Below are 21405 nucleotides of genomic sequence, written 5' to 3' on the forward strand. Positions count from 1 at the left end.
TCAGGCCTTCTCAGCCTTCATCAGGATATAGCCCGGCAAGCTCGCCAGCAGCAGCAGGCAACCGGCATAGGCCAGCATCTGCTCCGGCATGGCGGCCATCAGGCCCAGCACCGGCGCTGCCACGAAACAGCCCAGAGCGACCAGCTTCAACCAGGCCAGGCCTGACATCCGGGCATCGACCCACCAGCCGACGCCGTACAACACGATCAGGATCGGCGCGATGAAGGACAGGGCCATGGTCTCATGGGTCTGGTAGACCACCAGGATCACCGTGATGAGGGAGGCGCCAATGCCAAGACCTACCGCTGACCAGACCGAACTGGAGGCCTTGCCGGTGGCCGATACCGGGCGTCGGCTGCGGTTGAGGAGAACCGCGATGATGCCAAAAAGACCACCGCAGCCGAACCAGATGCCAAGACTGACCCAGGCCTGCTGGGGCAGAACGCCGATCATCAGCAGATACTGGCCAACCGAGGCCAGGCCGAACAGGATTCCTGCCCACAGCAGGGTGGCGCCGCTTCGTAACGGGCCGGCATTGCCGGCCTCCGCCAGCGCTTTCATGTAGGCGATATCGTCATGCAGATTGGACATGGCTGATTCCTTTTTGGTGAGAGTGGACATTACAGCGCGGGCTTGCGCAACATCAGGGTCAGGCCGGGCAGGACGGCGAAGACGGCGACGCACAGGGTATGGACCAGGTATTGTTGTGCCGTGCCGGCCAGAGTGGCGACATAGACGGCGCACAGGAAAGCGCCGATGGCCAGCAGGTTGGGCCATTTGCGCCCCGACATGACCGCCGCCAGGCGCCAGCCGATGCCGTAGATACAGAGTGTGATCGGCGACGAGATGAAGGACGCCTTATCGCCGACGCCGAACTGTATCAGCATGGCAATAATGGCGCCGACCAGGAATAGGGCGCCCAGGATCAGACTGCCCCAGATGGCGCGGTAGCGGCGAAAGCCCGGGTGAACCTTCACCAGCGGATCGACCCCCACCTTGAGGATGACGCCGAACAGCAGGAAGGCCCCCGTCGCGCCCATCCAGACCAGGCCGATCATGCCGGGATGGGCCAGATGCACAGCGCCCGACAGCACAAGATAGTTGACGAAGCTGGCCGCACCGAAGGATAGGCCAGCCCAGAAGGGCATGCTGCCGTCGATGATGACGGTGTCGGTTTCCGACTCTTGAGAAGCTGTCATGGTGAGAGTGGACATCTGAGGTCTCCGGGTTGCGATGATCCCGGTCTAAATGAAGTGCTTTATTTTGTAAAGTACTTTCTCGTTGGCGCAATGTGACTCTTTTGTAATGCGACGCGCGATGAAAGTCGGGTAGTTTCGCCGGAAATCTATTGTTCGAACGCAAGTTTATTCGAGGCGGGGCACATGACGCGGACTTCCCTAACGGCACTGGCATTGGTATGGGCGCTGAGCACAATCACCGCTTCGCCAGGTTTGACCCAACCCATGACCACTGTCGCCAAACCCACAGCCTCCAATCCCGCCGATCTGCCCAGGGATGCGCCCGATCCGCGCGCCTTTCTGGATGAGATCGACGGCGAGGCCGCCATGGCCTGGGTCCACGCCCATAATGCCGCCAGCCTGGCGAAGTTGGGCCAGAACCCGCTGTTCGAACAGTACCGCACCGAAGCGCTGAAGATCCTGGAAGCGACCGATCGCGTGCCGGCGCCGAACTTCGCCACCGGTGGCTTTGTCGACAACTTCTGGCAGGACAAGGACCACGTCCAGGGCCTGTGGCGCCGGACGACCTGGGACGCCTACAAGAGCGGCCAGCCAGACTGGCAGACCATCCTCGATATCGACGCCCTGGCCAAGGCTGAGGGCAAGACCTGGGTCTATGGCGGCTCCTCCTGCCTGCCGCCGGCCAATACCCGCTGCCTGATCTCGCTGTCCGACGGCGGCACCGACGCCGACGAAATCCGCGAATTCGACGTCACGACCAAGACCTTCATCAAGGATGGCTTTTTCCTGCCCGCCGGCAAGCAGAACGCCAGTTGGCGCGACGCCGACACGATCTATGTCTCGCGTGAATTCACGCCCGGCGAGTTGACTGAGTCCGGCTACGCCTATGTCACCAAGGTGCTGAAGCGCGGCCAAAGTCTCGATCAGGCCATCGAAATCCACCGTGGCGAAAAGACCGATGTCTCGGCCGGACGCTATCCGGTGCGCGACATTACCGGCGCCTATGTCGCCGACGCCTCCTACCGCTATCTCGACTACTACCATTCAGAGTACAGCTTCCACGATGGCGAGCGCACCGTCACCTTCCCGCTACCGACGACATCGAGTTTCTCAGCCCTGCACGAAGGCCAGATCGTCTGGTGGCTGAAGGAAGACTGGACCAACGCCTCGGGCAAGGTCTTCACGGCCGGTTCGGTCATCGCCTTCGATTTCAAACAAGGCCTGGCCAATCCGATGGCCATCGAACCCGACCTGCTGTTCCAACCCAGTGATCACGAAGCCGTCGAAGGCATCAGCCAGACGCGCAACCGCCTGATCCTGACCCTGTCGGCCAATGTCGTCGGCGAGATCCGGTCCTACACGTTAAAGGACGGGCAATGGTCGTCTCTCCGCATTGAGCTGCCGGAAAACTCGACCCTGTCGGTCGGCTCGGCCGATGACGAGAGCGACCGAGTTTTCGCCTGGTCCAGCGGCTTCCTGCAGCCCTCGACACTTTATCTGGCGGACGCCGCGACCGGCAAGGTCGAAAAGCTGCGCACCGCGCCGGCGCGCTTCAATGCCGAAGGCCTGCAGGTCCAGCAGCACTGGGTAACGTCCAAGGACGGCACGCGCGTGCCCTACTTCCTGGTTGCCCGCAAGGACATCAAGCTGGACGGCACGACGCCGACCCTGCTTTACGCCTATGGCGGCTTTGAAGAGTCGATGCAGCCGTCCTATTCGGGCAGTCTGGGCAAGCTGTGGCTGGAACAGGGCGGCGCCTATGCCCTGGCCAATATCCGCGGCGGCGGCGAGTTCGGACCAAAGTGGCACGAGGCCGGGCTGAAGACCAACCGCCAGAGGATCTTCGACGACTTCGCCGCGGTCGGCGAAGACCTGATCGCGCGCAAGGTGACGACGCCGGAACATCTCGGCATCATGGGCGGGTCGAACGGCGGCCTGCTGATGGGCGTGCAACTGACCCAGCGTCCGGACCTGTGGAACGCCGTGGTGGTCCAGGTGCCGCTGCTGGACATGGTCAACTACACGCGCATGTCGGCCGGCGCCTCGTGGCAGGGCGAATACGGCAATCCCGACGATCCGGTCGAAGGGGCGTTTTTGCGCTCGATCTCGCCCTATCACAATGTGAAGGCGGGCGTTGCCTATCCGGAACCCCTGTTCGAGACCTCGACCAAGGACGACCGCGTTGGTCCGGTCCATGCCCGCAAGATGGCGGCTCTGTTCGAAGACATGGGCCTGCCGTATTACTATTATGAGAACACCGAAGGCGGCCATAATGCTGCGGCCAATCTGCAGGAAACCGCCCGCCGCTATGCCATTGAGTATACGTATCTGGCTGAAAAGCTGATGAAGAATTAGGGTTTTAACCACGAACCACACCAACGAACACGAACTTCAGGGTGTGCAGGAACCTACCGCGTAGCGGCCTTTTACGCTTTTCAGGAACCGCGAATGGACGCGAATAAACGCGAATGGTGAAGCCGATCTATTCGCGTTTATTCGCGTCCATTCGCGGTTCCAATACTTCAATGGCTTACAGCCGCTGCGCGGAGTCAGGACGTGCCTGAAGTTCGTGTCGGTTCGTGTCGTTCGTGGTAAAAATCTTACCTATGCCGGCGTCACAGTCTCCAGCCATTGGTCGAAGGCCTTACGGCGGTGGCGGCTCAGCGGCAGGCTCAGGCCGGTCACCAGTTCCACCTTGTCGCCCCACGTCTTGCGAATCGCCTCGCCCGACACCCAGTGCGAGCGGTGAATCTGGAACCCGCCCGGCAACAAACCCTGAGCGTCAGCCAAGGTCATATGGATCAGGGCCTCGCCCGTCGGCGTATGGACCCGCAGATAGTGGTCCTCCGACGACAGGGCCAGCACCGGCTGGCCGCGCAGCTCGCGCGGCAGCTTCGCCCGGAAATCCGCCGTACCGTCAACGACCTGCGACGCTTCGATCTGGCCACCGTCGCGGATGCGCCCCCACGACAAGACCAGACTGACCGCCCGGAAAATCAGGGTCATCAGCAGGTTTTGCCATATCAGATTCACGGGATCGATCTGGCCGGCGACCGCCGGGGCAAACACCGCAAGGCTGATATAGACCACGACGGCACCGGGCACGGCCAGGACGGCATCGACGCACAGGGCTGCCCATAGGGGCCAATAGCCCTGGAACCAGCGGCGCGCCACGGCGTAGGACAGCCCGATTGAACCGGCCCCAATCACGCTGACGCACAGGGTGAAGTGCACCAGACGCTCGGCCAGGGTCATGCCGGTATAGCTGCCGAACGGCCCGATCAGTCCCAGGACCAGGCCCGTGACCGGCAGGCTCGCCAGGATCTGCCAGCGCAGCAGAGGCGCTGAACGGTAGTTCAGGAAGGACGGACCCAGAGGTTGTGCTCCATCGGCGAAAAACGGCTGCCAGTGGCGAAATCAACCTGCCATTGGCGAAACACCGCGAGACATAGAACGCCGCTATCGCGTAGGCAAGGGACCTCATTTCAGGGGATACCCGTGCTTAAAACTGTGCTTACAACCCTTATCGCCGCGCCCGTCGTTGTCGCCATCGCTATCGGCGGCGTCCTAACCTTTACCGGCCCCAAAACGCCGCCGCCCATCGACGCCATCGAAAGCGCCAACGCTCCGCTGGCCGCCTTCGCCCGCGAACAACCGGCGCCGCAATACCTGACGGCGCGCGACGGCGAAAAGCTGGCCTACCGTTTCTTTGCGGGCAAGCCCGGCGGCGGGGTTGCGGTCGTCGTCCACGGCTCGTCCGGGACCACGGTTGCCATGCAGGGCATTTCCAAAACCCTGTCGCTACGCGGCGTGACCGTCTATTCCGTCGACCTGCGCGGACATGGCCTCAGCAAGGGTCCCGAAGGCCGTCTCGGCGATATCGTCCACCGCGGTCAGTACGAGGAAGATCTGGCCGATTTCGCCGCCCTGGCGGAACGTGAGCACCCCGCCGAAAAGCGGCTGCTGCTGGGCCATTCCATGGGTGGCGCGATCGTCCTGCGTACCGCGGGCTTTCCTGCCTATGCCCGGAACTTCGACGCCTACCTGGCCCTGTCGCCGGTCATCGCGCCGGGCTCGGCCCTGGACCAGCCAAATCAGGGCTGGGTTACGGTCAGTATTCCGCGCATTGTGACCTTGAGCATCCTGAACGGCTTCGGCATTTCGGCCCTGGATCATCTGCCGGTCCTGGCCATGGCGGTTCCGCCGGGCGACAACAATATGCGGCCGAAAACCTACAGCCATGCCCTGCTGGCTTCGGCAAACCCGCCGCGCGACTGGCAGCCGGCCTATGCGGCAATCACGGCGCCAGCGCGCGTCCTGATCGGCACGAAGGACGAACTGTTCCGCGCCGAAATGTATCCGGGTGAATTGGGCAAGGCGAATGCGAACATCCCGGTGACCCTGCTGCCGGAGGTCACCCACATGGGCATCGTTTATCAGCCGCAAGCCCTGGAGGCGGTGGCGATGACGGCGGAGGATCTGCTGAAGTAACGTCCTGAACCTGCCGCGCTGGGGCGTAAGGACAAACCAGAAATTATGCCGCTGCCGGGCCGTCGTTGTGCAAACACGCCGCCTGTCTGGCTTCGAAATCGATCAGGATATCGGCAAATGCGATGCTTTCCAACGGCCGGGAATTGTTCTCGATCACCTTGGCCATGCGGAAGCGCCAGAGCAGTGGCGTCCACTTTATCGGAGTGCGCTCTAAACCACGACGTCAATCCCCGCTGGTGCGGGCGACCACAGCAAGCGAATCTTCGAAGTCCATCAGGATGTCGGCATATTCTCCCGGCGTCAGGCGCTGGTTCATCATCTGCTGACCCATGCGGTAGGTCCAGAAGGAACCAATGTGAGACAGGATGCCGATGTTTTCGCCCAGCTCGTAGAACAGACCCGGTCCGTCCAGCAGGAAGCGGCGGAACGGCCCGGGATTCTCGCCTTCGACCAGGGCATGATAGGCCTGGTCGTAGACATTCAGCGTGCGGCCGACATTGGCGATGGCGTTGACGATGCTGCGCGCCAGGCGTGGCCGCGATTCCTTCAGGTATTCGCGCAGGTTCTCGTCGGAAGAGCCGATCGGCTGGTAACTGGCCAGACCTTCCAGCACCTTGCGCATCTCCTCCTGCAGTTCCAGGTGGCGCCACTTGAAATACAGAAAGCCGCGCCACGAGAAAATGCCATCAGAGAATTCCTCGTCCGTCATCCGCAAGGTCTTTTTCAGGGGCCACAGCTCCTTGTCGAGCTCATTAGCCAGAATCTTGCCGGCCAGTTTTACCGATGCGCCTCCAACAATCGCGTCACCGAAAGCGGTCGCGACCAGGCGTTCGATCTCTTCATTGGCGAAGCCGATCATGCGCTGGACGTCAAAGGGCGAAATCTTGAGATAGCAGGCGCCAGGACGATAACCATTGCGCGAGAGGTGTTCGCGCACCAGGAACGGATCAAGCGACGGCGAGGCGTCGAGCAGGCGAAGGATCTGGACATCGCTGTTGCCGCTGATGTCATCCGTGTTGAAATAGTTGCGGCAAAAGCTGTCAAACCCCATCTGGTTGACCAGAATCGACCGGCCACCCAGCTTCAGGTCCAGCGGATCGAAGGGCAGGATGACCTTGGTTGCCGTACGTCGCGCGCGGGCAAACTGGTCGCGTTCATTTGACCGCAGGGTGTGTTTGACCAGGATCGCTTTGTTCAGCTGCGAGTCACGGAAGAAGGGCTTGAGTTGGTACTCCTTCTCCTTCGAAGAGTTTATATAAATCTGCGACAGGTTCAGGACGCGTGACGTCGACGCGGTTTCGCCGAGATTGGCGAGGTTGCGAACGTCGCGATTGGTGGCGTTGGCGATGCCATTTTTCGCATCGGCTGGGGCGAAAGCGTTCATGACACCTTCCGTTTGCGGCGCTGGTCAACAAGGCGGTTTAAATGCGACACGATACTCACAGCCTCTGCATGCTCTCCAAAAGGTACGTCGTTCAGCCGGATCAGTGCGTCGAGATGCACATCAAGAACTTCTGCCTCCGCCTCGTCACCGAAACATCGCACATACTCGTTTAAAGAGTGTGTAGCCTGTTCAATCAGGTTCAGCCGGATACCCTGGACCTGCGCCTGCATGTGCAGCAGGCGACCGGTCATCTGATCCATAGCCAGAGGATCAATTTTCTCCTTCCTTGCAAGGGCATGGCGTAGTTCTACCACCTCGGCGGTCAGCGCGTCGCGCAAGTTTGCATCATCGGCGCGACGCAGAAGACCCGGAAACAGGCCGGCCTTGCGTTGGCGGCGATCAGGTCCGACAAAACTCGGCGAGACGACGAACCGGCGTTTGCGCGTCAGCGAATGAATGACGGCCTTAAGCAGCGAAGCGGTCGAAAAAGGCTTGATGACGAAATTGTTGATGCCGGCATTACGCGCCATGGTGACGTCGCGCTGGCGCTGGCGGCCGGTCAGCATGACGATCGGCACTTCAGGATTGGGAAAGCGGTTGTCACCGTTGTTGGCGGCCTGACGGATGTCGCGCACCAGATCGACGCCCGACTGCCCTGGCAGTTCCCAATCCATCAAAATCAGGTCGGGATGGTGAGTCTGTATCTGTTCGACGGCGTCCTCGGCGGAGCGGGCGAAGGTCAACTGGGAAAAGCCCGTGGCACGCAACAGTTCCTGGACCAGGCGGCGCGAAGAATCATTGTCCTCGACGATGAGAACACCGACGGCGTCGCAATCTATCTTGCGCAACCACCTCTGTGTCTGTGAATGCGGCGTCGCCATCCGAACCATCTTCCGCGCCCTCCCTCCAATGGATACCGCACGCTAGACAATATAGTTGAGAACTTTGTAATTAAGTCTTTGAATTTATGGTTAATTATACTTGAATATCGGCTGCGAACCGATTCTTAACGCAGCTGTGGCAAGGTCGTCCGTCATGAACCGCCGTCTTATCCTGTCAGCCCTTTTGTCGACCTTGTCAGCCGCTGTTACGGGCCTGGCCTTTGTCCCGTCAGCACAGGCCGGTGCCCCCAAGAAAAAGGGCGGCGGGCTGGGTTATAGTCAATTTCCAATGATCAGCGTCTCCATCAGGGGCGCTGGTCACCGCCACGGATCGATGAGCGTCGAAGTCGGACTTTATTGCGAAGACCCGAAGCTGACCGAAAGGGTTAATCTGTACCGCCCACGGCTGATGGACGCCTATGTCACCAAGCTGCAGGGCTACGCCGCAAACCTTACCGCCACTTCGCTGATCGATACCGACTATGTCGGCAATCAGCTTCAGGCGGTCACAGACAAGGTGCTGGGCCGCACGGGCGCAAAGCTCCTGCTGGGCTCAATTCTGCTGAACTGACTCTCGTTTTGCCGCACGTCACATTCTTAAAACTTGGACGCCCGCCCAGTAGCTGCCACTTTCGAGACGTGGTGAGCTTTTGCATTGCACACAAGCCTGAAAGCCGCCATATAGTGCAAGCAGTTGAGCGTCCCGTGGAGCGCGCGTAAATGACTTCGTCGCCTTTCGAAAACGGCCTGAGGCTGATGGAAGCCCAGCAGCAACTGGCAGCACGCAGCCTGATCCACCTGATCGAAATGATCAGCACCACCTCACACCGCTATGCTTCCGAAACCAACGCCTTTACCGAGGAAGCCTTGGACCTGATGCGTGATGCCGCCCAGACGCGCGATCCTGCCGCCCTGGCCGAGCTTCAGCAGAAATGGGCTCAAACCTGCCTGAAATACGGCCAGAACCAGAGCCGCGCCGCCATGACCTTCGTCGAGCAGTGCGGTCAGCAGGCGCTGAACACAGCCGCTCGCCGTGCCGCACGTACCGATCCGGCGGCAACTAAAGAATAAGGCCAGAGAAGAGGCCAGAGAAAAGGACTAAGCAAGATGACAGGTTTGACAGGCAAAACTGCGCTGGTCACCGGGTCCACCAGCGGCATCGGACTGGCCATTGCCAGGGGGCTGGCCGCCGAGGGTGTCAGAATCATGTTGAACGGCCTGGGCGATCCGGGCGAGATCGAAGTCCTGCGCGCCGACCTGTCCAAAACCTACGGTGTCGACGTGCTGTTCGACGGCGCCAATCTGCTGCGCGCGGACGAGATCGGCGGGCTGATCGGCGCCATCGACGCAAAACTGGGGGGTGTTGATATCCTGGTCAACAATGCCGGCATCCAGCATGTCTCCCCGATCGAGAGCTTTCCGCCGGAAAAATGGGACGCCATCATCGGTCTGAACCTGACCTCCAGCTTCCATACCGTCCGTCTGACCTTCGAAAAGATGAAGGCGCGGCGCTGGGGCCGAATCGTCAATATGGCCTCGGCCCATGCTCTTGTCGCTTCGCCGTTCAAGTCAGCCTATGTCGCCGCCAAACATGGTCTTTTGGGCTTCACCAAGACCATCGCCCTGGAAGGGGCCGAGTTTGGTATCACCTGCAACGCCATCTGCCCAGGTTACGTCAAGACGCCCCTGGTCGAGAAGCAGATTCCCGATACTGCAAAGGCCCGCGGCATGACCGAAGCGCAGGTGATTCGCGACGTTCTGCTGGCGGCGCAACCGACAAAGGCGTTCGTCCAGGTCGAGGACGTGGCCGCACTTGCCGTCTTCCTGTGTTCGGACGCTGGCAAAGCCATCAATGGTGCGCCTCTTCCGATCGACGGCGGCTGGGTGGCGGCATAGCCATTGCTGCTCAGGATGTGTCGAAACGTGACAGCCAATTGAGATGGGCCAGGCCGAAAAACCGGTTTGACGTCCTGCTGCCAACCGAATAGTGTTTTTCTACAAGCTCTTACCGGTTTTTTATTTTTTTCTGCGGGCAATCGCAACGCTTCCGTATTTGCGCTATGATCATAGTCCCGAACCCTATGGTGAAAAGGACCTCCAAATGATCAAGCTGACCTATACCAAGATTCTGCCGCTCGTCGCCGCCGCCGCGTGCCTGGCCGTTGCCGCCTGCGAAAAGAAGACCGAATCCACGACCACGACGGAAACCACGACCGAAATGGCGCCGCCGGCTGACACCGGCACGGCCATGTCCGACATGGGCATGTCGGAAACCACGACGATGACCAGCACTTCGACCTCGATGTAATTGAGGCTTCGACGTAAGTCTTTGCGGGGAGCCCCCCGAAAGCGAAGGCCCCGGACCGAAAGGTCCGGGGCTTTTTGCTATTCCACCTCGGCCTCAACCTTGGCCAGGGTCTCACGGGCTTCATCGGCGGCGCGCTGGCGTTCCCACATGGCGTAGTACAGGCCGTTCAGCTTCATTAACTCATGGTGACGGCCGCGTTCGGCCACCACGCCGTCCTTCAGCACAAGGATCTCGTCCGCCCCGACCACGGTCGACAGACGGTGGGCGATGACAAGGGTCGTGCGGTTTTTCGACACATCGTCCAAAGACGCCTGGATTTCGCGCTCGGTATGGGTGTCCAGCGCCGAGGTCGCCTCATCCAGGATCAGGATCGGCGGCGACTTCAACAGGGTGCGGGCGATGGCCACGCGCTGCTTCTCACCGCCCGACAGCTTCAGGCCGCGCTCGCCGACCTCGGTCTGGTAGCCCTTGGGCAGGGTCGAGATGAAGTGGGCGATCTGGGCGCGTTCAGCGGCGTCTTCGACCTCTTCCGTCGACGCGGCCACATTGCCATAGGCGATGTTGTAGGCGATGGTGTCGTTGAACAGCACGGTGTCCTGCGGCACCATACCGATCACCCGGCGCAGCGAGGCCTGGGTTACGGTTCGGATGTCCTGGCCGTCGATCTCAATACTGCCAGCCTTGATGTCGTAGAAGCGGTAGAGCAGCCGCGACAGGGTAGACTTGCCGGCGCCGGACGGACCGACCACGGCGACTGTCTTACCGGCAGGAACCTCGAAACTGACGCCTTTGAGGATTTCACGGTCGGGATCATAGGCGAAGTATACGTCTTTGAAGACGATAGCGCCGTCAGTCACCACCAACTCGGTGGCGGCCGGTGAATCGACCACCTCCTGCGGTTCGTGCAGCAGGTTGAACATGGCCTCCATGTCGATCAGGCCTGTCGAGATTTCGCGATAGAGCGTGCCGATAAAGTTCAGCGGGATCGATAGCTGCATCATAAAGGCGTTGATCATGACAAAATGGCCGACCGTCTGGCGTCCCGCTGCGACTTCCATGGCCGACATAACCATGACCACGGCCATTCCGATCGAGAAGATCACCGACTGGCCGATATTGAGCCAGGCCAGGGAGGTGTAGGTCTTGATCGCCGCCTTCTCGTACTTGCCGGTAGCGCGATGATAACGGTCGGCTTCGAGCTGCTCGTTGCCGAAATATTTGACGGTTTCGAAATTGAGCAGGCTGTCGACCGCCTTGGACATCGAGTCCGAGTCGGCGTCGTTCATGTCCTTGCGGATGCTGATGCGCCAGTTCGAAGCGATGATCGAGAACCAGACATAGATAATCACAGTCACGACGACGACGACGACGTACCAGAAGCTGAACTGGTAGGCCAATATTACCGCGGTAAGGACGAATTCGATGACGGTCGGGATGCCGACCATCATGGTCAGGCGGATGATGGTTTCAATACCGTTCTTTCCGCGTTCGATTACCCGCGACAGGCCGCCGGTGCGGCGTTGCAGGTGGAAGCGCAGGCTCAGGTTATGCAGGTGGACGAAGGCGCGGTTGGCCAGGCCGCGCACGGCGTGCTGACCGACCGCCGCGAACAGGGCGTCGCGAATGTTGTTGAGCACCTGCGACACCATCCGGGCGACGCCATAGGCCACCACCAGGATGATTGGCCCGGCCGCCAAAAGGCCCCAGAATTGCACGTCACCGCCGCCGGTCAGGGCATTGGTCGCCCATTTGTACGTGTAAGGAATAACAACCGTGAGTATCTTGCCAGCCAGCATGAACAGCAGGGCGAACACCACCTGGGCTTTCAGATCGGCGCGCTGGACCGGCCACAGATAGGGCGCAAGGAAGTTGACCGTTTCGGTGAACTTGGCCTTGGGCTTGGGGAAGGGAGTGGTCGCCGGTGCGGACATTAAATCAGGCTTTCTGGCAATCAGGCTTTCTGGCCGTAAGGCTTTCTGCCGAACTTTCGAGTCGTTTGGTCGGCCCTATATAGGCGGCGCTTTCGCACGCGCCAATTGTGGCAAAAATAATTCTATTCGAAACCGCAGGCATTAAGGCTGGATCGCAGGAACTAAGGCTGCGCGTGGTTTTCCGCGATGGCCTTGAAGGCCTTCAGGAAGGCCGATACCGGCTGAGCCCCTGAAACGGCGGTGTGGTTATCGAACACAAAGAACGGCACACCGCGAACGTTAAAACCTTGCGCCTGTTTCTGGTCGGCCTCGACCCGCGCCTTCAGGCTCGGGAAATCGAAGGCGCCCGCCGACAGGGTCGGGTCCAGGCCCACCTCGGCAGCGAGGTCGGTCAGGACCTGACGGTCGAAAAGATTGCGGCCCAGGGTGAAATAGGCGTGGTACATGCGCTGCATCAGGTCCGAAGAGCGCTCGCCAGCGAAGGCGAGAAGCGTGTGCGCATCAATGGTATCACCGCACAGCGTCCCGGCGAGGCGAAAGCTCAGCCCGGCCTTGGCTGCCACGGCCTCAGTGCCCTGTATCGAGGCCTTGGCCTGCTCCGCCGACTGGCCGTAACGACGGACGAACATCTCCTCAACCGGATAGGGCGCCTCGCCCGGCATCAACCGAAAGGCATGGTGCACGACCGTGGCTTTGAGCCCGGCCTCCGTGAGAGCGGTTTCCAGATTGACCCTGCCGATATAACAGAAGGGACAAATGACGTCGGACCAGATATCTATACGCATCGTTCGCATGTAATGCGGTTATGGTCGAGGTCAAGACTTTGAAGACGTTTGCAGCTCTCTTTACCGCCTTGGCCGCGCTGTTGGCAGCCCTTCCCGCCGTGGCCGAGCCGCTGGCGCCTATCCGGGTTATCCTCGTCGGCGACTCGACCATGACCGACAAGTCCGGCTACGGCAAAGGCTTCTGTGCCCGTTTTACGACTGAGGTCACCTGCATCAACGCTGCCCGCGGCGGGCGAAGCTCCAAGAGTTATCGCGTCGAAGGCCTGTGGGACAAAGTGATGGAGCAACTTGGCGACAGCAACACCTATGCGCGCACCTATGTCTGGATCGGCTTCGGCCACAATGACGGCTCGGCGAAACCTGACCGCCATACCGACCTGGAAACCGAGTTCCCGGTCAATATGCGAGGCTTTGCCAGGGAGATACAAGCCGCCGGGGCAGTGCCGGTGATGGTGACGCCGCTGACCAAGCGCTGGTTTCTCAACGGCATTCTAAAGGACGACCTGGGTCCCTGGGCATCGGCCATTCGGGTGGTGGCCAGCGATGGCGGCTATGCACTTGTCGACGTCTATGATGTGACCCGAACTGCGGTCCAGGCCATGGGCCCCATAGCAGCCAACCGCACGGCGGGAGCGCCCATTCCGCAGAACATCCTGGACAGCGAAGGGTCCGGCACCTCAGTCCCGGCGGTCTTCAACGACGCTTCTCAGAGCGCGGCAACGACAGGTCAGGCCTTCGACTACACCCATCTTGGGCCGGACGGTTCCGCCCTGTTTGGCAAGCTGATCATCGATGCCTGGGCGGCGCAGGACGAAAGCATCCGACCTTATGTGAAGGTGGAATAGAACAAGTTAGGGGTCCACAGATTATACCAAGCCTCATAAAGAATGACGCTTGGTATTCGCATTTTTTCAGCTCAAGCGCCGCATGGCTCCTCGCATAAGCTCGGGCGCCCCAAAACGTTCTTTGGCGCGCTTGCCAGCCCGCGATGAGTCAAGGTCATCGCGGGCAAGTATTACACAGATTAAGGCGGCGCTTCGCGCCAATATCTAATCAGCGCGCGCTTGCGCGCAGCTTAAAAAATCTGTGCAATCTGTGTAATCTGTGGACCTCCTTGCGAACACAGCCGCTTCACGGCAGATTCCATTCCTGAATTACGCCGGTTCGTCGCGCAAGCGGTCCCACCAGGTGAACTTCATGACGGCCGTGCAGACCACGATCACCGCGACCGTGATGTAGAACTTGTCCATCTCGCGAATGATCAGGAAGATGGCCGAGGCCGTCAAAGCCGTCTGCCACACCACACCGATCAGGCAGTTGAACATGTCGCGGCCGAAATCGCGGTTAGGCTGGGCCTCGGGTTCGTCCTCGCGCAGCGTATTGAGAACCGGCCCCCAGAGACCCCAGGGCCGGGTCTTTTTATAGAAGACCTTTAGCGTTTCCATGTCGGTCGGCTTGGTGATCAGCGACCCAATCACCGCGACGGCCAGGCAGGCAAGGAACAGCCACGGGAAGGCCGCCAGGCCATCAATCGCAGCGCCCGTCACCGGATCCTTGTAGACCGCCATCCACATGGCCGCGACCACGCCCAGCGCCATCGATGCGGCATAGCCCGTACCGTTCAGCCGCCACCAGTACCATTTCACAACATTGGCAACCGTATAGCCGCCATAGAGACCCGTGGTGATCCAGATGACGACATCGTTGATCGAGGTCAGTTGCCAGCCGATAAAGGCGGCAATGACCGCGAACAGGAACGACGTCAGGTAGCTCAGCCGCATCAGGGTCTTCTGTTCGGCGTCGGGCTTGATGTATTTGCGGTAGATGTCGTTGACGACATAGGCCGGCGCGGCATTGAGCGATGCCGAATAGGTCGCCATGAAGGCTGACAGCAGACCCGCCAGGGCGATGCCCAGCAGGCCCGGCGGCATGTAGTTATGCACCGCCCACGGCAGGATGGCGTCGAAATCGCCGGTAAACGGCTTTCCCGCCGCCATAGACTCGGCCTGAAGCTGGCTCCAGTAGGGGCCGATAAAGACCACGGCCAGAACCGCCATGCCAGCGATCATCAGATATCGCGGGAACAAAAGCACCAGGTTGACGAAGCCCGAAATCTTGGCGGCTTCGACGGGCGTCTTGGCCGACAGCAGGCGCTGCATGTCGTAGTTGGGCGCCGGGCCAGCCATGGCCTTGAAGAAGCCCTGGAAGACCATCAACCCCATGAAGATGGCGAAATAGGAATGGCCCTCATTGGCAATGGTCTGAATAGCCGAGGTCGCCACCACCTTGTTCTCAGCGCTGGCGCCATCGGCGACCCTTTGCCAGTCAAGGTCCAGCGTCCAGCCGAAGGCCAACTGGTTCCAGCCCTCCGGAATCGCCGCCTTGAGCATCTCCGGCGAAACCGTGGTCATCGCGATCCAGGCGATGGCGATACAGACGATCAGCTTGATGAAGAATTGCAAAATTTCGGTCATGACGACCGAATACATGCCGCCCTTGACCGAATAAACCGTGGTCAGGGCGACGACGATCAGGCCATACAGCTTGTCGTTCAGCATCGGATCGGCGGCCAGCGGCCACGGGCTGAACTCGGCCACCAGCTTGCCGATGCCTAAGAATCCGAAGGCCAGCATGCCAACCACCATGATCAGGGCGAAGACGACATTGATCAGGTGCGAACTGCGCGCTCCCCAGTCCTCGCCGAAGCGGAAGGATATCCATTCTGCGCCAGTCAGCTTGCCCGATCGCCGCAGCCAGACGGCCAGAAACATCATCAGAAAAATCTGGTTGAACACCGGCCACAGCCAGGGGATGAAGACCGACTTCAGGCCGTAGACCACGAGCAAGCCGACCATCCACATGGTGCCGGCAACGTCGAACATGCCCGACGCATTGGACAGGCCCAGCGTCCACCACGGCAGCTTGTTGCCGGCCAGGAAATAGTTGCTCAGGCTTCCCGAGGACAGTTTCGCCACCCAGAATCCCACGCCGATGGTCAGGGCGATATAGCCGGCGACGATAGCGATATCGATCCAGTGCAGAGTCGTCATGTTTTCCTCCCCTGTTTCAGGGTTATGTATGCGCTTTAAGGCGCTTATCCAGTTCGATCATGGCGCGGCCATTGTGATACGGACACTTCCAAACACCAGCCTTGTAGACCGGCGGTCGCGCGGCGTCGGCGCCGTACCAGGTCCATTCATCGCCGGAACCGGCACCATACTGCGCCTTCAGGTAGCGCCACAGCTGTTCCGCCGCTTCCAGAAAACGCCCATCACTGGTCAGTTGCCACGCATTGACAAAGCCGACCAGACCTTCCGCCTGCCCCCACCATTCGCCATCGGGATCGGAGGTACCGCCAAAAGGGCGTTCATAGCTCAGGCCGCCACGGCTGTTGAAACCTTGGTCGAGGGCAGCATACGAAAGCCCGATCGTCAGGGCACGGATTCGCTCCAGCTGCACAGGGTCGTCCAGGGCTTCAGCGCCTTCCCACATCAGCCAGGCGGCTTCGATGTCGTGGCCGTAGGAGATGGCCGTCGTCTGATCGGTCCAGTCCATCTCGAAGAACAGCCGCAGATGTTGCCCGTCGCCAGCAAAGCGATCCACGAACACCGTCAGAGCACGGAGCAAGGCCTTACGACTTGCTGCATCCGGCGCAACGCGATGGAGGTTGGTATAGGCCTCAAGGATGTGGAGGTGGGTGTTCATGGTCTTTGGCCAGTCGGCGTCCTTGTCCGACAGGCGCTGGTCGTCGATCGGGTGCCAGCCCTGGCTCAGCGCCTCTAAGTAGCCGCCGTACGTGGGTTCCCAGAACCGGTCCTCGATCTCCCGCTGGAGCCGGCGCGCCAGCTCCAGGGCCGCAGCGTCGCCGGTGGCGCGATAGTATTCCGCGCAGGCATAGACCGCGAAGGCCTGGGCATAGCCTTGCTTGCGGGCGTCGATCACCTGCCCGCTGGCAGAAAGCAGCCAGTAAACCCCACCATGGTTGGGATCAAGGAAGTGGTCGCGCAAGTACCCAAAGGCCCGGCGCGCCAGGGCGGCGGCCTCATCGGACGTCAGATAGCTCGCCATGGCCGAGAAGAACCAAAGCAGGCGGGTGTTCAGGATGATGCTCCGGGGCGCATCCGCTACCGGCCGACCCGTCGCATCGAGTTCACCGTGAAAACCACCATGAACCGGGTCGGGCGCCCGCTCGGCCCACCAGCGCAGCAAGGCCTTCGCCTCGGCGCGAACCTCGGTACTCAGGCTGCTGGCAGCGATATCTGCGGTTCGGGCGGCCAGGCTCATGACTGGCGCGCCACCCAGGCTTCATTGCGAGCGATCAGGTCGAGGCGCTGGTCGACGCAGGCTGCCGAGGTCAGGGGATCGGACGGCGTGTTTTTGCAATAGTCGACCAGGCGCGCCAGACTGGAGTTCGCCACATGCAAACGCGTGTCTGACGAGGCATAGTAGATGAAGACCTCATCCTTGTCGTTGACGATCCAGCCGTTGGAAAAACAGACATTGGACACGTCGCCGACGCGCTCCTCGCCCTGGGGCGCGATCAGGTGCCCGCCGGGCGCATGGGTTACGCGCCAAGGTTCGTTCAGGTCGGTCACGAACATGTAGAGGACATAGCGCAGGCCGGCGGCGGTGTTGCGAACACCGTGGGCCAGGTGCAACCAGCCTTCCGCCGTTTTGATCGGCGCCGGCCCCTGGCCGTTCTTAACTTCCTTGATGGTGTGATAGACCTTGGTGTCGACGATGACTTCCGACTCGATGACCGGGTTGGTTATGTCCCTTGTGAGGCCCCACCCGATGCCACCACCACCGCCGACCGAGATGAAACCGTCCTGCGGGCGCGTATAGAGGGCATACTGCGCCGCCCCTGTAGCGTCTCTGACAAACTCGGGATGGAGGACGACATTACGCTGTTGACCCGAGTTGGTTTTCAGATCGGGCAGGCGCTCCCAGGTAACCAGGTCCTTCGTCCGCGCAATGCCGCACTGGGCTGTCGCCGCCGAGGTGTCGTTGGGCAGACTCAGATCCTTGCGCTCGGTGCAGAACAGGCCATAGATCCAGCCGTCTTCATGCTGGGTCAGGCGCATGTCGTAGACATTGGTATCCGGTTCGTCTGTTTGCGGCAGGACCACGGGCCGCTTCCAGAAACGGAAATTGTCGATACCGTTGGGGCTTTCGGCAATGGCGAAAAACGACTTGCGATCGTCGCCCTCGACGCGGACCACCACCAGATACTTGCCCTGCCAAGCCATAGCCCCGGCATTGAAGGTCGCGTTTATACCCAACCGTTCCTGCATAAAGGGGTTGGCCGCGGGATCAAAATCGTAGCGCCAGTCCAGCGGCACATGGGCCGCCGTGATCACCGGATGCTGCCAGCGATGATAAATGCCGTTGCCGGTCGCGGCGGGGACATTGGCACGCGTCACCAGGGCCTCGTGTTCGGCCCGCAGGCGGCCCAGACGCTCGTCAGCGTTTGTCATCGTCGAAAAGTTTCCCTAGCAGATTCCGTAGTTTAAATCAATTTGATTTCAAAAATTAGCAAGCGGTAAAGATTAAAATAATTTGATTTATTAAATTAAGCAAGCCCTAATCCACCGAGTAGGCCAGGATTTGACTCATCTGTGTCAAGCCACGCCTGCCGTCTTCGTGCCAAGCCGTGATGGCCAGTTGCACGGCGGCTATGTCCTTTTTCGCCGTCGGTTCGCCGGCGATCACGCCCCAATGGTTCAGCGCCTTGATGACCGACGGCGACAGAATCAGCGCATCGCGGCCCATCCGGCGCAGCGCGCGCTGACCCGTCGCCCCGCCCAGACGCGAACCGCGGCTTTTCAGTTCGTTGCAAAGTTCCATGTATTGATCGATGGGCCAAGACGCGAAATAGGCGCCGGCAGAACCCTGCGACTTGGCGACATCGGACAGGTACTGGGCATTGCCGGCGACCGAGCGGATCTTCATGGCATTGGCGACCAGACCCGGCGCCTGCATGAGTTCGGCCAGGTCTTCATCGGACATGAACAGCCAGCGCGTGACGTCAAAACCCTGGAAGGCATCCTCGAACTGCGGCCAGCGCTTTTCGATCAGGTCCCAGTTGAAGCCGGCCTCGAAAATGCAGCGGGTAAACTGCGACAGCCAGCGATCTTCGGCGATGGCCGCGACGTCCGCCATCGGCCTGGGCGTTAACAAAAGGCTTTCGAGCGCTTCGGCCCCGCCCTTACGTTCGGCGGCCCGCGCCTCTATCTCGGTAAAACGGATCATGCGGCGGCCCCTCCGAACTGCTTTTTTGACTCACGCACCTTGCAAAAAGTTATGATATAACATATTTGCAGTTCACCCTATTCTGAACGATGAAAGCGCAACCCGCAATGGTGCAACTGAAGGCAAGATGGCTCGATATCGCCTCGATGGTGCTGTCGGCCCTGTGCGTCGCGCACTGTGTGGCCCTGCCCTTCGTGGTTGCCGGCCTGCCCTTTCTCGGCACGTTCACCGGAACCGACTGGGTGCACCAGGTTCTGGTCCTGATGGCCGCGCCTTTAAGCCTGTGGGCTCTACATGCCTCGAATGCCTGGCGCAAGTGGGCTGTGTCTCTGCCGATGGCGGGGGGCCTGTTGCTGCTGGCTCTGGCCGCCTTTGTCCCGGCCCTGCATGACGCCGAAGTGGCCCTGAGCCTCCTTGGCGCCGTCATGATCGCCGCGGCACATGGCATCAATTATGTCAGCCAGCGTCCGGTGCATGTTCACTCGGCAACCTGCGCCCACGGCGCCGATTGATCCGCTGCGGCTTGCGGTGCTAGGGTCGCTTCCGTTCAGGGGGCACGATGACAGAAACCGAGATCACCACACAAACCTTCCGTCCTGAGCCGAATGCCTATATCCGGTTCGCCGCCGTCTCTTATTTCCGCAGCCTGATCAACTGGCGCACGGCCGCCCTCTATGCCGCGCTGATCATCGGTTGGTCGGTGATGACAAACCTTCAAGCGGTGCTGGCGGGCCGGTTTTCCAACATCCTCCCGAAGGTTGGTTGGCTGGTCGGCCTGATCGTCATCCTCGGCCCCTTCGTCAGCGCCGTCTATGTTGCGTGGAATTTCAAACGCGCGCCATTGTTGTCTTCCGAGCGATCAGTACGCCTGAGCGATCGCAGCCTTGTTGTAGAAGGTTCCGGTCTCTTCAACGAATTGACCTGGAACAATTTCTACGCCGCCGAAGGCCGAAAACGCCATTTCTTGCTGCATATGAGCGCGCACCAGGCGCTTATCATTCCGATTAGCGCTTTCGAGTCGGCGGAACAGGCGGATGCTTTCCTCCGACGCGCCCAGCATTTGATTGCCCAATCCCGCTATGACCAGGCGGCGGTTTTCGATATGCCGGTCACACCTGCCCCCGCACCGGCCAAGCTTCAGTCACTTCCGTATGTCTACACCTTCTGGCTCCATCTGCGACTTCGAACCAGCCTGTATCTTCGCTCGCCCTGGCCGAAGCTCGCCCTGGGGCTGATCGCTATCGCATGGATCATAGGATGGCCCATGAGTCGAAACCTGCCGGAAGCGGGGCAAGCGGCAGCGGTATCATTGATGACGAGCTTTTCCATCAGCATCGCGGCGCTCTATTCGGTCTTTCCACTCGCCTATACTGCGCTTCTCTGGCTGCTCAGCCGTCCTCATGCCTCACGTGTCGGCCCTTGCATAGCTACGCTAATCGGAGATCATCTCGTCATTCACGGTCAATCCTACCACTGCGAGTTCCTACTGGGGGAGTTCAAGCGGGTGTGGCGAACCCCTGGGTTGATGGTGTTCGCGCTGAAATCGGGCCCGGCAGAGGCCATACCTTTGTCGGCCTTTGCCTCGACCGAAACGGCCGATGCCTTCTTCGACGAAGCCTTTTCCCTCTGGCGGGCAGCGCGCCCTGCGCCTGCGGCGAAAACGCATCTTGACGGAAAGTCCTGAAGCTTTAAGGGAGCGGGTAGTTTCCATAGTCGCGAATTCGCCCGCATGATCCGTCACATCGTTATGTTCAGTTGCAAGGACCGTGCGGACGTCGACGTCATCTATCGCGGTTTATCCGTGCTGACCCAGATCCCGCAGGTCGCCCATCTCGAAGTCGCGCTGAACGAAAAGATCGACCAGATCGGCAACGATATCGACGTCATTGTCTATGGCGAGTTCGCCTCGGTCGAGGATTTTCGGGCTTACAAGGCCCATCCGCTCTACGAAGAATCGATCCGCCGGGTGCGTCACCTGCGCGATATCCGCGTCGCCGCCGACTACACGGTCAGCAATGCCACCCGCGTCCAGCTGCCGGAACTGGCGAAGGCGTAAGCCGCACAGACTCAGCCTAGAAGCTTCTCTTCACTTATCCTCCACCGCGTGCGGGGGAGGTGTCGAGCAAGTGAGCCAGGCCGCAGGCCAGGGGCGAAACGCGTCGAGACGGAGGGGG

General features: G+C 60.5%; 22 protein-coding genes. 10 read left to right on the top strand and 12 right to left on the bottom strand.

The features are described from left to right. Both ABAC402_RS22090 and ABAC402_RS22095 read right to left on the bottom strand, forming a co-directional pair. Positions 1-591: a hypothetical protein gene (locus tag ABAC402_RS22090; RefSeq protein ID WP_235079888.1), complete on the bottom strand. Its 591-nt coding sequence runs from the start codon at positions 589-591 to the stop codon at positions 1-3. Between the two features lie 29 nt (positions 592-620). Continuing rightward, positions 621-1214, bottom strand: a complete 594-nt coding sequence (locus ABAC402_RS22095; RefSeq protein ID WP_031235024.1) for a hypothetical protein — start codon at positions 1212-1214, stop codon at positions 621-623. 249 nt (positions 1215-1463) lie between these two features. Here ABAC402_RS22095 and ABAC402_RS22100 point away from each other — a divergent pair, with 249 nt between their 5' ends. Then, positions 1464-3554, top strand: coding sequence for a prolyl oligopeptidase family protein (locus tag ABAC402_RS22100; RefSeq protein WP_023447798.1), 2091 nt, complete (start codon positions 1464-1466; stop codon positions 3552-3554). Positions 3555-3803: 249 nt separating this feature from the next. Here ABAC402_RS22100 and ABAC402_RS39055 read toward each other — a convergent pair whose 3' ends face one another. Continuing rightward, entirely contained in the window at positions 3804-4454 is a 651-nt protein-coding gene (locus tag ABAC402_RS39055) for a LytTR family DNA-binding domain-containing protein (RefSeq protein WP_023447799.1), read from the bottom strand. Positions 4455-4697: 243 nt separating this feature from the next. Between ABAC402_RS39055 and ABAC402_RS22110 the strand changes: the two genes are divergently transcribed. Further along, positions 4698-5690 (top strand): alpha/beta fold hydrolase, encoded by a 993-nt coding sequence (locus tag ABAC402_RS22110; RefSeq protein WP_031235026.1) that lies wholly within the window; start codon positions 4698-4700, stop codon positions 5688-5690. Between the two features lie 43 nt (positions 5691-5733). Here the strand turns inward: ABAC402_RS22110 and ABAC402_RS41065 are convergent, their stop codons facing one another. From ABAC402_RS41065 to ABAC402_RS22120, 3 genes are read right to left on the bottom strand one after another with little or no spacing between them, the layout of a single operon-like run. Beyond that, on the bottom strand, positions 5734-5856 hold the full coding sequence (locus ABAC402_RS41065) for a hypothetical protein (protein ID WP_023447801.1): 123 nt from the start codon (positions 5854-5856) through the stop codon (positions 5734-5736). Between the two features lie 57 nt (positions 5857-5913). Then, positions 5914-7074, bottom strand: a complete 1161-nt coding sequence (locus ABAC402_RS22115; protein ID WP_023447802.1) for a hypothetical protein — start codon at positions 7072-7074, stop codon at positions 5914-5916. Then, complete coding sequence (locus tag ABAC402_RS22120) at positions 7071-7955, bottom strand: response regulator (protein ID WP_023447803.1); 885 nt, start codon at positions 7953-7955, stop codon at positions 7071-7073. The genes ABAC402_RS22115 and ABAC402_RS22120 overlap by 4 nt, the downstream gene beginning before the upstream one ends. 154 nt (positions 7956-8109) lie before the next feature. Here ABAC402_RS22120 and ABAC402_RS22125 point away from each other — a divergent pair, with 154 nt between their 5' ends. The 4 genes from ABAC402_RS22125 (at position 8110) to ABAC402_RS40055 (ending at position 10263) form a co-directional block, all read left to right on the top strand. Then, positions 8110-8526, top strand: coding sequence for a hypothetical protein (locus ABAC402_RS22125; RefSeq protein WP_023447804.1), 417 nt, complete (start codon positions 8110-8112; stop codon positions 8524-8526). A gap of 149 nt (positions 8527-8675) precedes the next feature. Next, the gene (locus ABAC402_RS22130; RefSeq protein WP_023447805.1) at positions 8676-9026 is read left to right on the top strand and encodes a phasin; all 351 of its coding nucleotides are present in this window, start codon (positions 8676-8678) and stop codon (positions 9024-9026) included. A gap of 36 nt (positions 9027-9062) precedes the next feature. Beyond that, positions 9063-9851, top strand: coding sequence for a 3-hydroxybutyrate dehydrogenase (locus ABAC402_RS22135; protein ID WP_023447806.1), 789 nt, complete (start codon positions 9063-9065; stop codon positions 9849-9851). Positions 9852-10056: 205 nt separating this feature from the next. Further along, complete coding sequence (locus ABAC402_RS40055) at positions 10057-10263, top strand: hypothetical protein (RefSeq protein WP_155847265.1); 207 nt, start codon at positions 10057-10059, stop codon at positions 10261-10263. Between the two features lie 77 nt (positions 10264-10340). On the opposite strand, the gene ABAC402_RS22145 is transcribed toward ABAC402_RS40055, so the two are convergent. Continuing rightward, on the bottom strand, positions 10341-12194 hold the full coding sequence (locus ABAC402_RS22145; RefSeq protein ID WP_023447808.1) for an ABC transporter ATP-binding protein/permease: 1854 nt from the start codon (positions 12192-12194) through the stop codon (positions 10341-10343). A 161-nt stretch (positions 12195-12355) separates the two neighbouring features. Beyond that, a complete protein-coding gene (locus ABAC402_RS22150) occupies positions 12356-12979 on the bottom strand; it encodes a DsbA family oxidoreductase (protein ID WP_031235027.1) in 624 nt (207 codons plus the stop codon). A gap of 38 nt (positions 12980-13017) precedes the next feature. Here ABAC402_RS22150 and ABAC402_RS22155 point away from each other — a divergent pair, with 38 nt between their 5' ends. Beyond that, positions 13018-13824 (top strand): SGNH/GDSL hydrolase family protein, encoded by an 807-nt coding sequence (locus tag ABAC402_RS22155; RefSeq protein WP_052025241.1) that lies wholly within the window; start codon positions 13018-13020, stop codon positions 13822-13824. A gap of 309 nt (positions 13825-14133) precedes the next feature. Here the strand turns inward: ABAC402_RS22155 and ABAC402_RS22160 are convergent, their stop codons facing one another. The 4 genes from ABAC402_RS22160 to ABAC402_RS22175 form a co-directional block, all read right to left on the bottom strand. Next, the gene (locus tag ABAC402_RS22160) at positions 14134-16029 is read right to left on the bottom strand and encodes a sodium:solute symporter family protein (protein ID WP_023447811.1); all 1896 of its coding nucleotides are present in this window, start codon (positions 16027-16029) and stop codon (positions 14134-14136) included. A gap of 22 nt (positions 16030-16051) precedes the next feature. After that, positions 16052-17263 carry an AGE family epimerase/isomerase gene (locus tag ABAC402_RS22165; RefSeq protein WP_023447812.1) on the bottom strand — a complete coding sequence of 404 codons (1212 nt, stop codon included), beginning with the start codon at positions 17261-17263 and terminating at the stop codon, positions 16052-16054. Beyond that, positions 17260-18456 carry a glycosidase gene (locus tag ABAC402_RS22170; protein ID WP_023447813.1) on the bottom strand — a complete coding sequence of 399 codons (1197 nt, stop codon included), beginning with the start codon at positions 18454-18456 and terminating at the stop codon, positions 17260-17262. Before ABAC402_RS22170 ends, ABAC402_RS22165 begins: the two co-directional genes overlap by 4 nt. A 106-nt stretch (positions 18457-18562) precedes the next feature. Beyond that, positions 18563-19231: a DNA-3-methyladenine glycosylase I gene (locus tag ABAC402_RS22175; protein WP_023447814.1), complete on the bottom strand. Its 669-nt coding sequence runs from the start codon at positions 19229-19231 to the stop codon at positions 18563-18565. 107 nt (positions 19232-19338) lie between these two features. On the opposite strand from ABAC402_RS22175, the gene ABAC402_RS22180 reads away from it, so the two are divergent. Genes ABAC402_RS22180 through ABAC402_RS22190 form a run of 3 tightly spaced genes read left to right on the top strand, consistent with a single transcriptional unit; the run spans position 19339 to position 21287 of the window. Beyond that, entirely contained in the window at positions 19339-19743 is a 405-nt protein-coding gene (locus ABAC402_RS22180; RefSeq protein ID WP_023447815.1) for a MerC domain-containing protein, read from the top strand. Positions 19744-19790: 47 nt separating this feature from the next. Beyond that, on the top strand, positions 19791-20915 hold the full coding sequence (locus tag ABAC402_RS22185) for a YcxB family protein (RefSeq protein WP_023447816.1): 1125 nt from the start codon (positions 19791-19793) through the stop codon (positions 20913-20915). Between the two features lie 45 nt (positions 20916-20960). Then, entirely contained in the window at positions 20961-21287 is a 327-nt protein-coding gene (locus ABAC402_RS22190; RefSeq protein WP_023447817.1) for a Dabb family protein, read from the top strand. The last annotated feature ends 118 nt before the right edge of the window (positions 21288-21405 follow it).

The sequence above is a fragment of the Asticcacaulis sp. AC402 genome, assembly GCF_000495835.1.
In the GTDB taxonomy this organism is placed as follows: domain Bacteria; phylum Pseudomonadota; class Alphaproteobacteria; order Caulobacterales; family Caulobacteraceae; genus Asticcacaulis.

Bases quoted from the DNA above. Each gene is read 5' to 3' on its own strand.
- ABAC402_RS22090 (WP_235079888.1), bottom strand. From the start codon at position 591: ATGTCCAATCTGCATGACGATATCGCCTACATGAAAGCGCTGGCGGAG.
- ABAC402_RS22095 (WP_031235024.1), bottom strand. From the start codon at position 1,214: ATGTCCACTCTCACCATGACAGCTTCTCAAGAGTCGGAAACCGACACC.
- ABAC402_RS22100 (WP_023447798.1), top strand. From the start codon at position 1,464: ATGACCACTGTCGCCAAACCCACAGCCTCCAATCCCGCCGATCTGCCC.
- ABAC402_RS39055 (WP_023447799.1), bottom strand. From the start codon at position 4,454: ATGACCCTGGCCGAGCGTCTGGTGCACTTCACCCTGTGCGTCAGCGTG.
- ABAC402_RS41065 (WP_023447801.1), bottom strand. From the start codon at position 5,856: ATGGCCAAGGTGATCGAGAACAATTCCCGGCCGTTGGAAAGCATCGCA.
- ABAC402_RS22115 (WP_023447802.1), bottom strand. From the start codon at position 7,074: ATGAACGCTTTCGCCCCAGCCGATGCGAAAAATGGCATCGCCAACGCC.
- ABAC402_RS22120 (WP_023447803.1), bottom strand. From the start codon at position 7,955: ATGGCGACGCCGCATTCACAGACACAGAGGTGGTTGCGCAAGATAGAT.
- ABAC402_RS22125 (WP_023447804.1), top strand. From the start codon at position 8,110: ATGAACCGCCGTCTTATCCTGTCAGCCCTTTTGTCGACCTTGTCAGCC.
- ABAC402_RS22130 (WP_023447805.1), top strand. From the start codon at position 8,676: ATGACTTCGTCGCCTTTCGAAAACGGCCTGAGGCTGATGGAAGCCCAG.
- ABAC402_RS22135 (WP_023447806.1), top strand. From the start codon at position 9,063: ATGACAGGTTTGACAGGCAAAACTGCGCTGGTCACCGGGTCCACCAGC.
- ABAC402_RS40055 (WP_155847265.1), top strand. From the start codon at position 10,057: ATGATCAAGCTGACCTATACCAAGATTCTGCCGCTCGTCGCCGCCGCC.
- ABAC402_RS22145 (WP_023447808.1), bottom strand. From the start codon at position 12,194: ATGTCCGCACCGGCGACCACTCCCTTCCCCAAGCCCAAGGCCAAGTTC.
- ABAC402_RS22150 (WP_031235027.1), bottom strand. From the start codon at position 12,979: ATGCGTATAGATATCTGGTCCGACGTCATTTGTCCCTTCTGTTATATC.
- ABAC402_RS22160 (WP_023447811.1), bottom strand. From the start codon at position 16,029: ATGACGACTCTGCACTGGATCGATATCGCTATCGTCGCCGGCTATATC.
- ABAC402_RS22165 (WP_023447812.1), bottom strand. From the start codon at position 17,263: ATGAGCCTGGCCGCCCGAACCGCAGATATCGCTGCCAGCAGCCTGAGT.
- ABAC402_RS22170 (WP_023447813.1), bottom strand. From the start codon at position 18,456: ATGACAAACGCTGACGAGCGTCTGGGCCGCCTGCGGGCCGAACACGAG.
- ABAC402_RS22175 (WP_023447814.1), bottom strand. From the start codon at position 19,231: ATGATCCGTTTTACCGAGATAGAGGCGCGGGCCGCCGAACGTAAGGGC.
- ABAC402_RS22180 (WP_023447815.1), top strand. From the start codon at position 19,339: ATGGTGCAACTGAAGGCAAGATGGCTCGATATCGCCTCGATGGTGCTG.
- ABAC402_RS22185 (WP_023447816.1), top strand. From the start codon at position 19,791: ATGACAGAAACCGAGATCACCACACAAACCTTCCGTCCTGAGCCGAAT.
- ABAC402_RS22190 (WP_023447817.1), top strand. From the start codon at position 20,961: ATGATCCGTCACATCGTTATGTTCAGTTGCAAGGACCGTGCGGACGTC.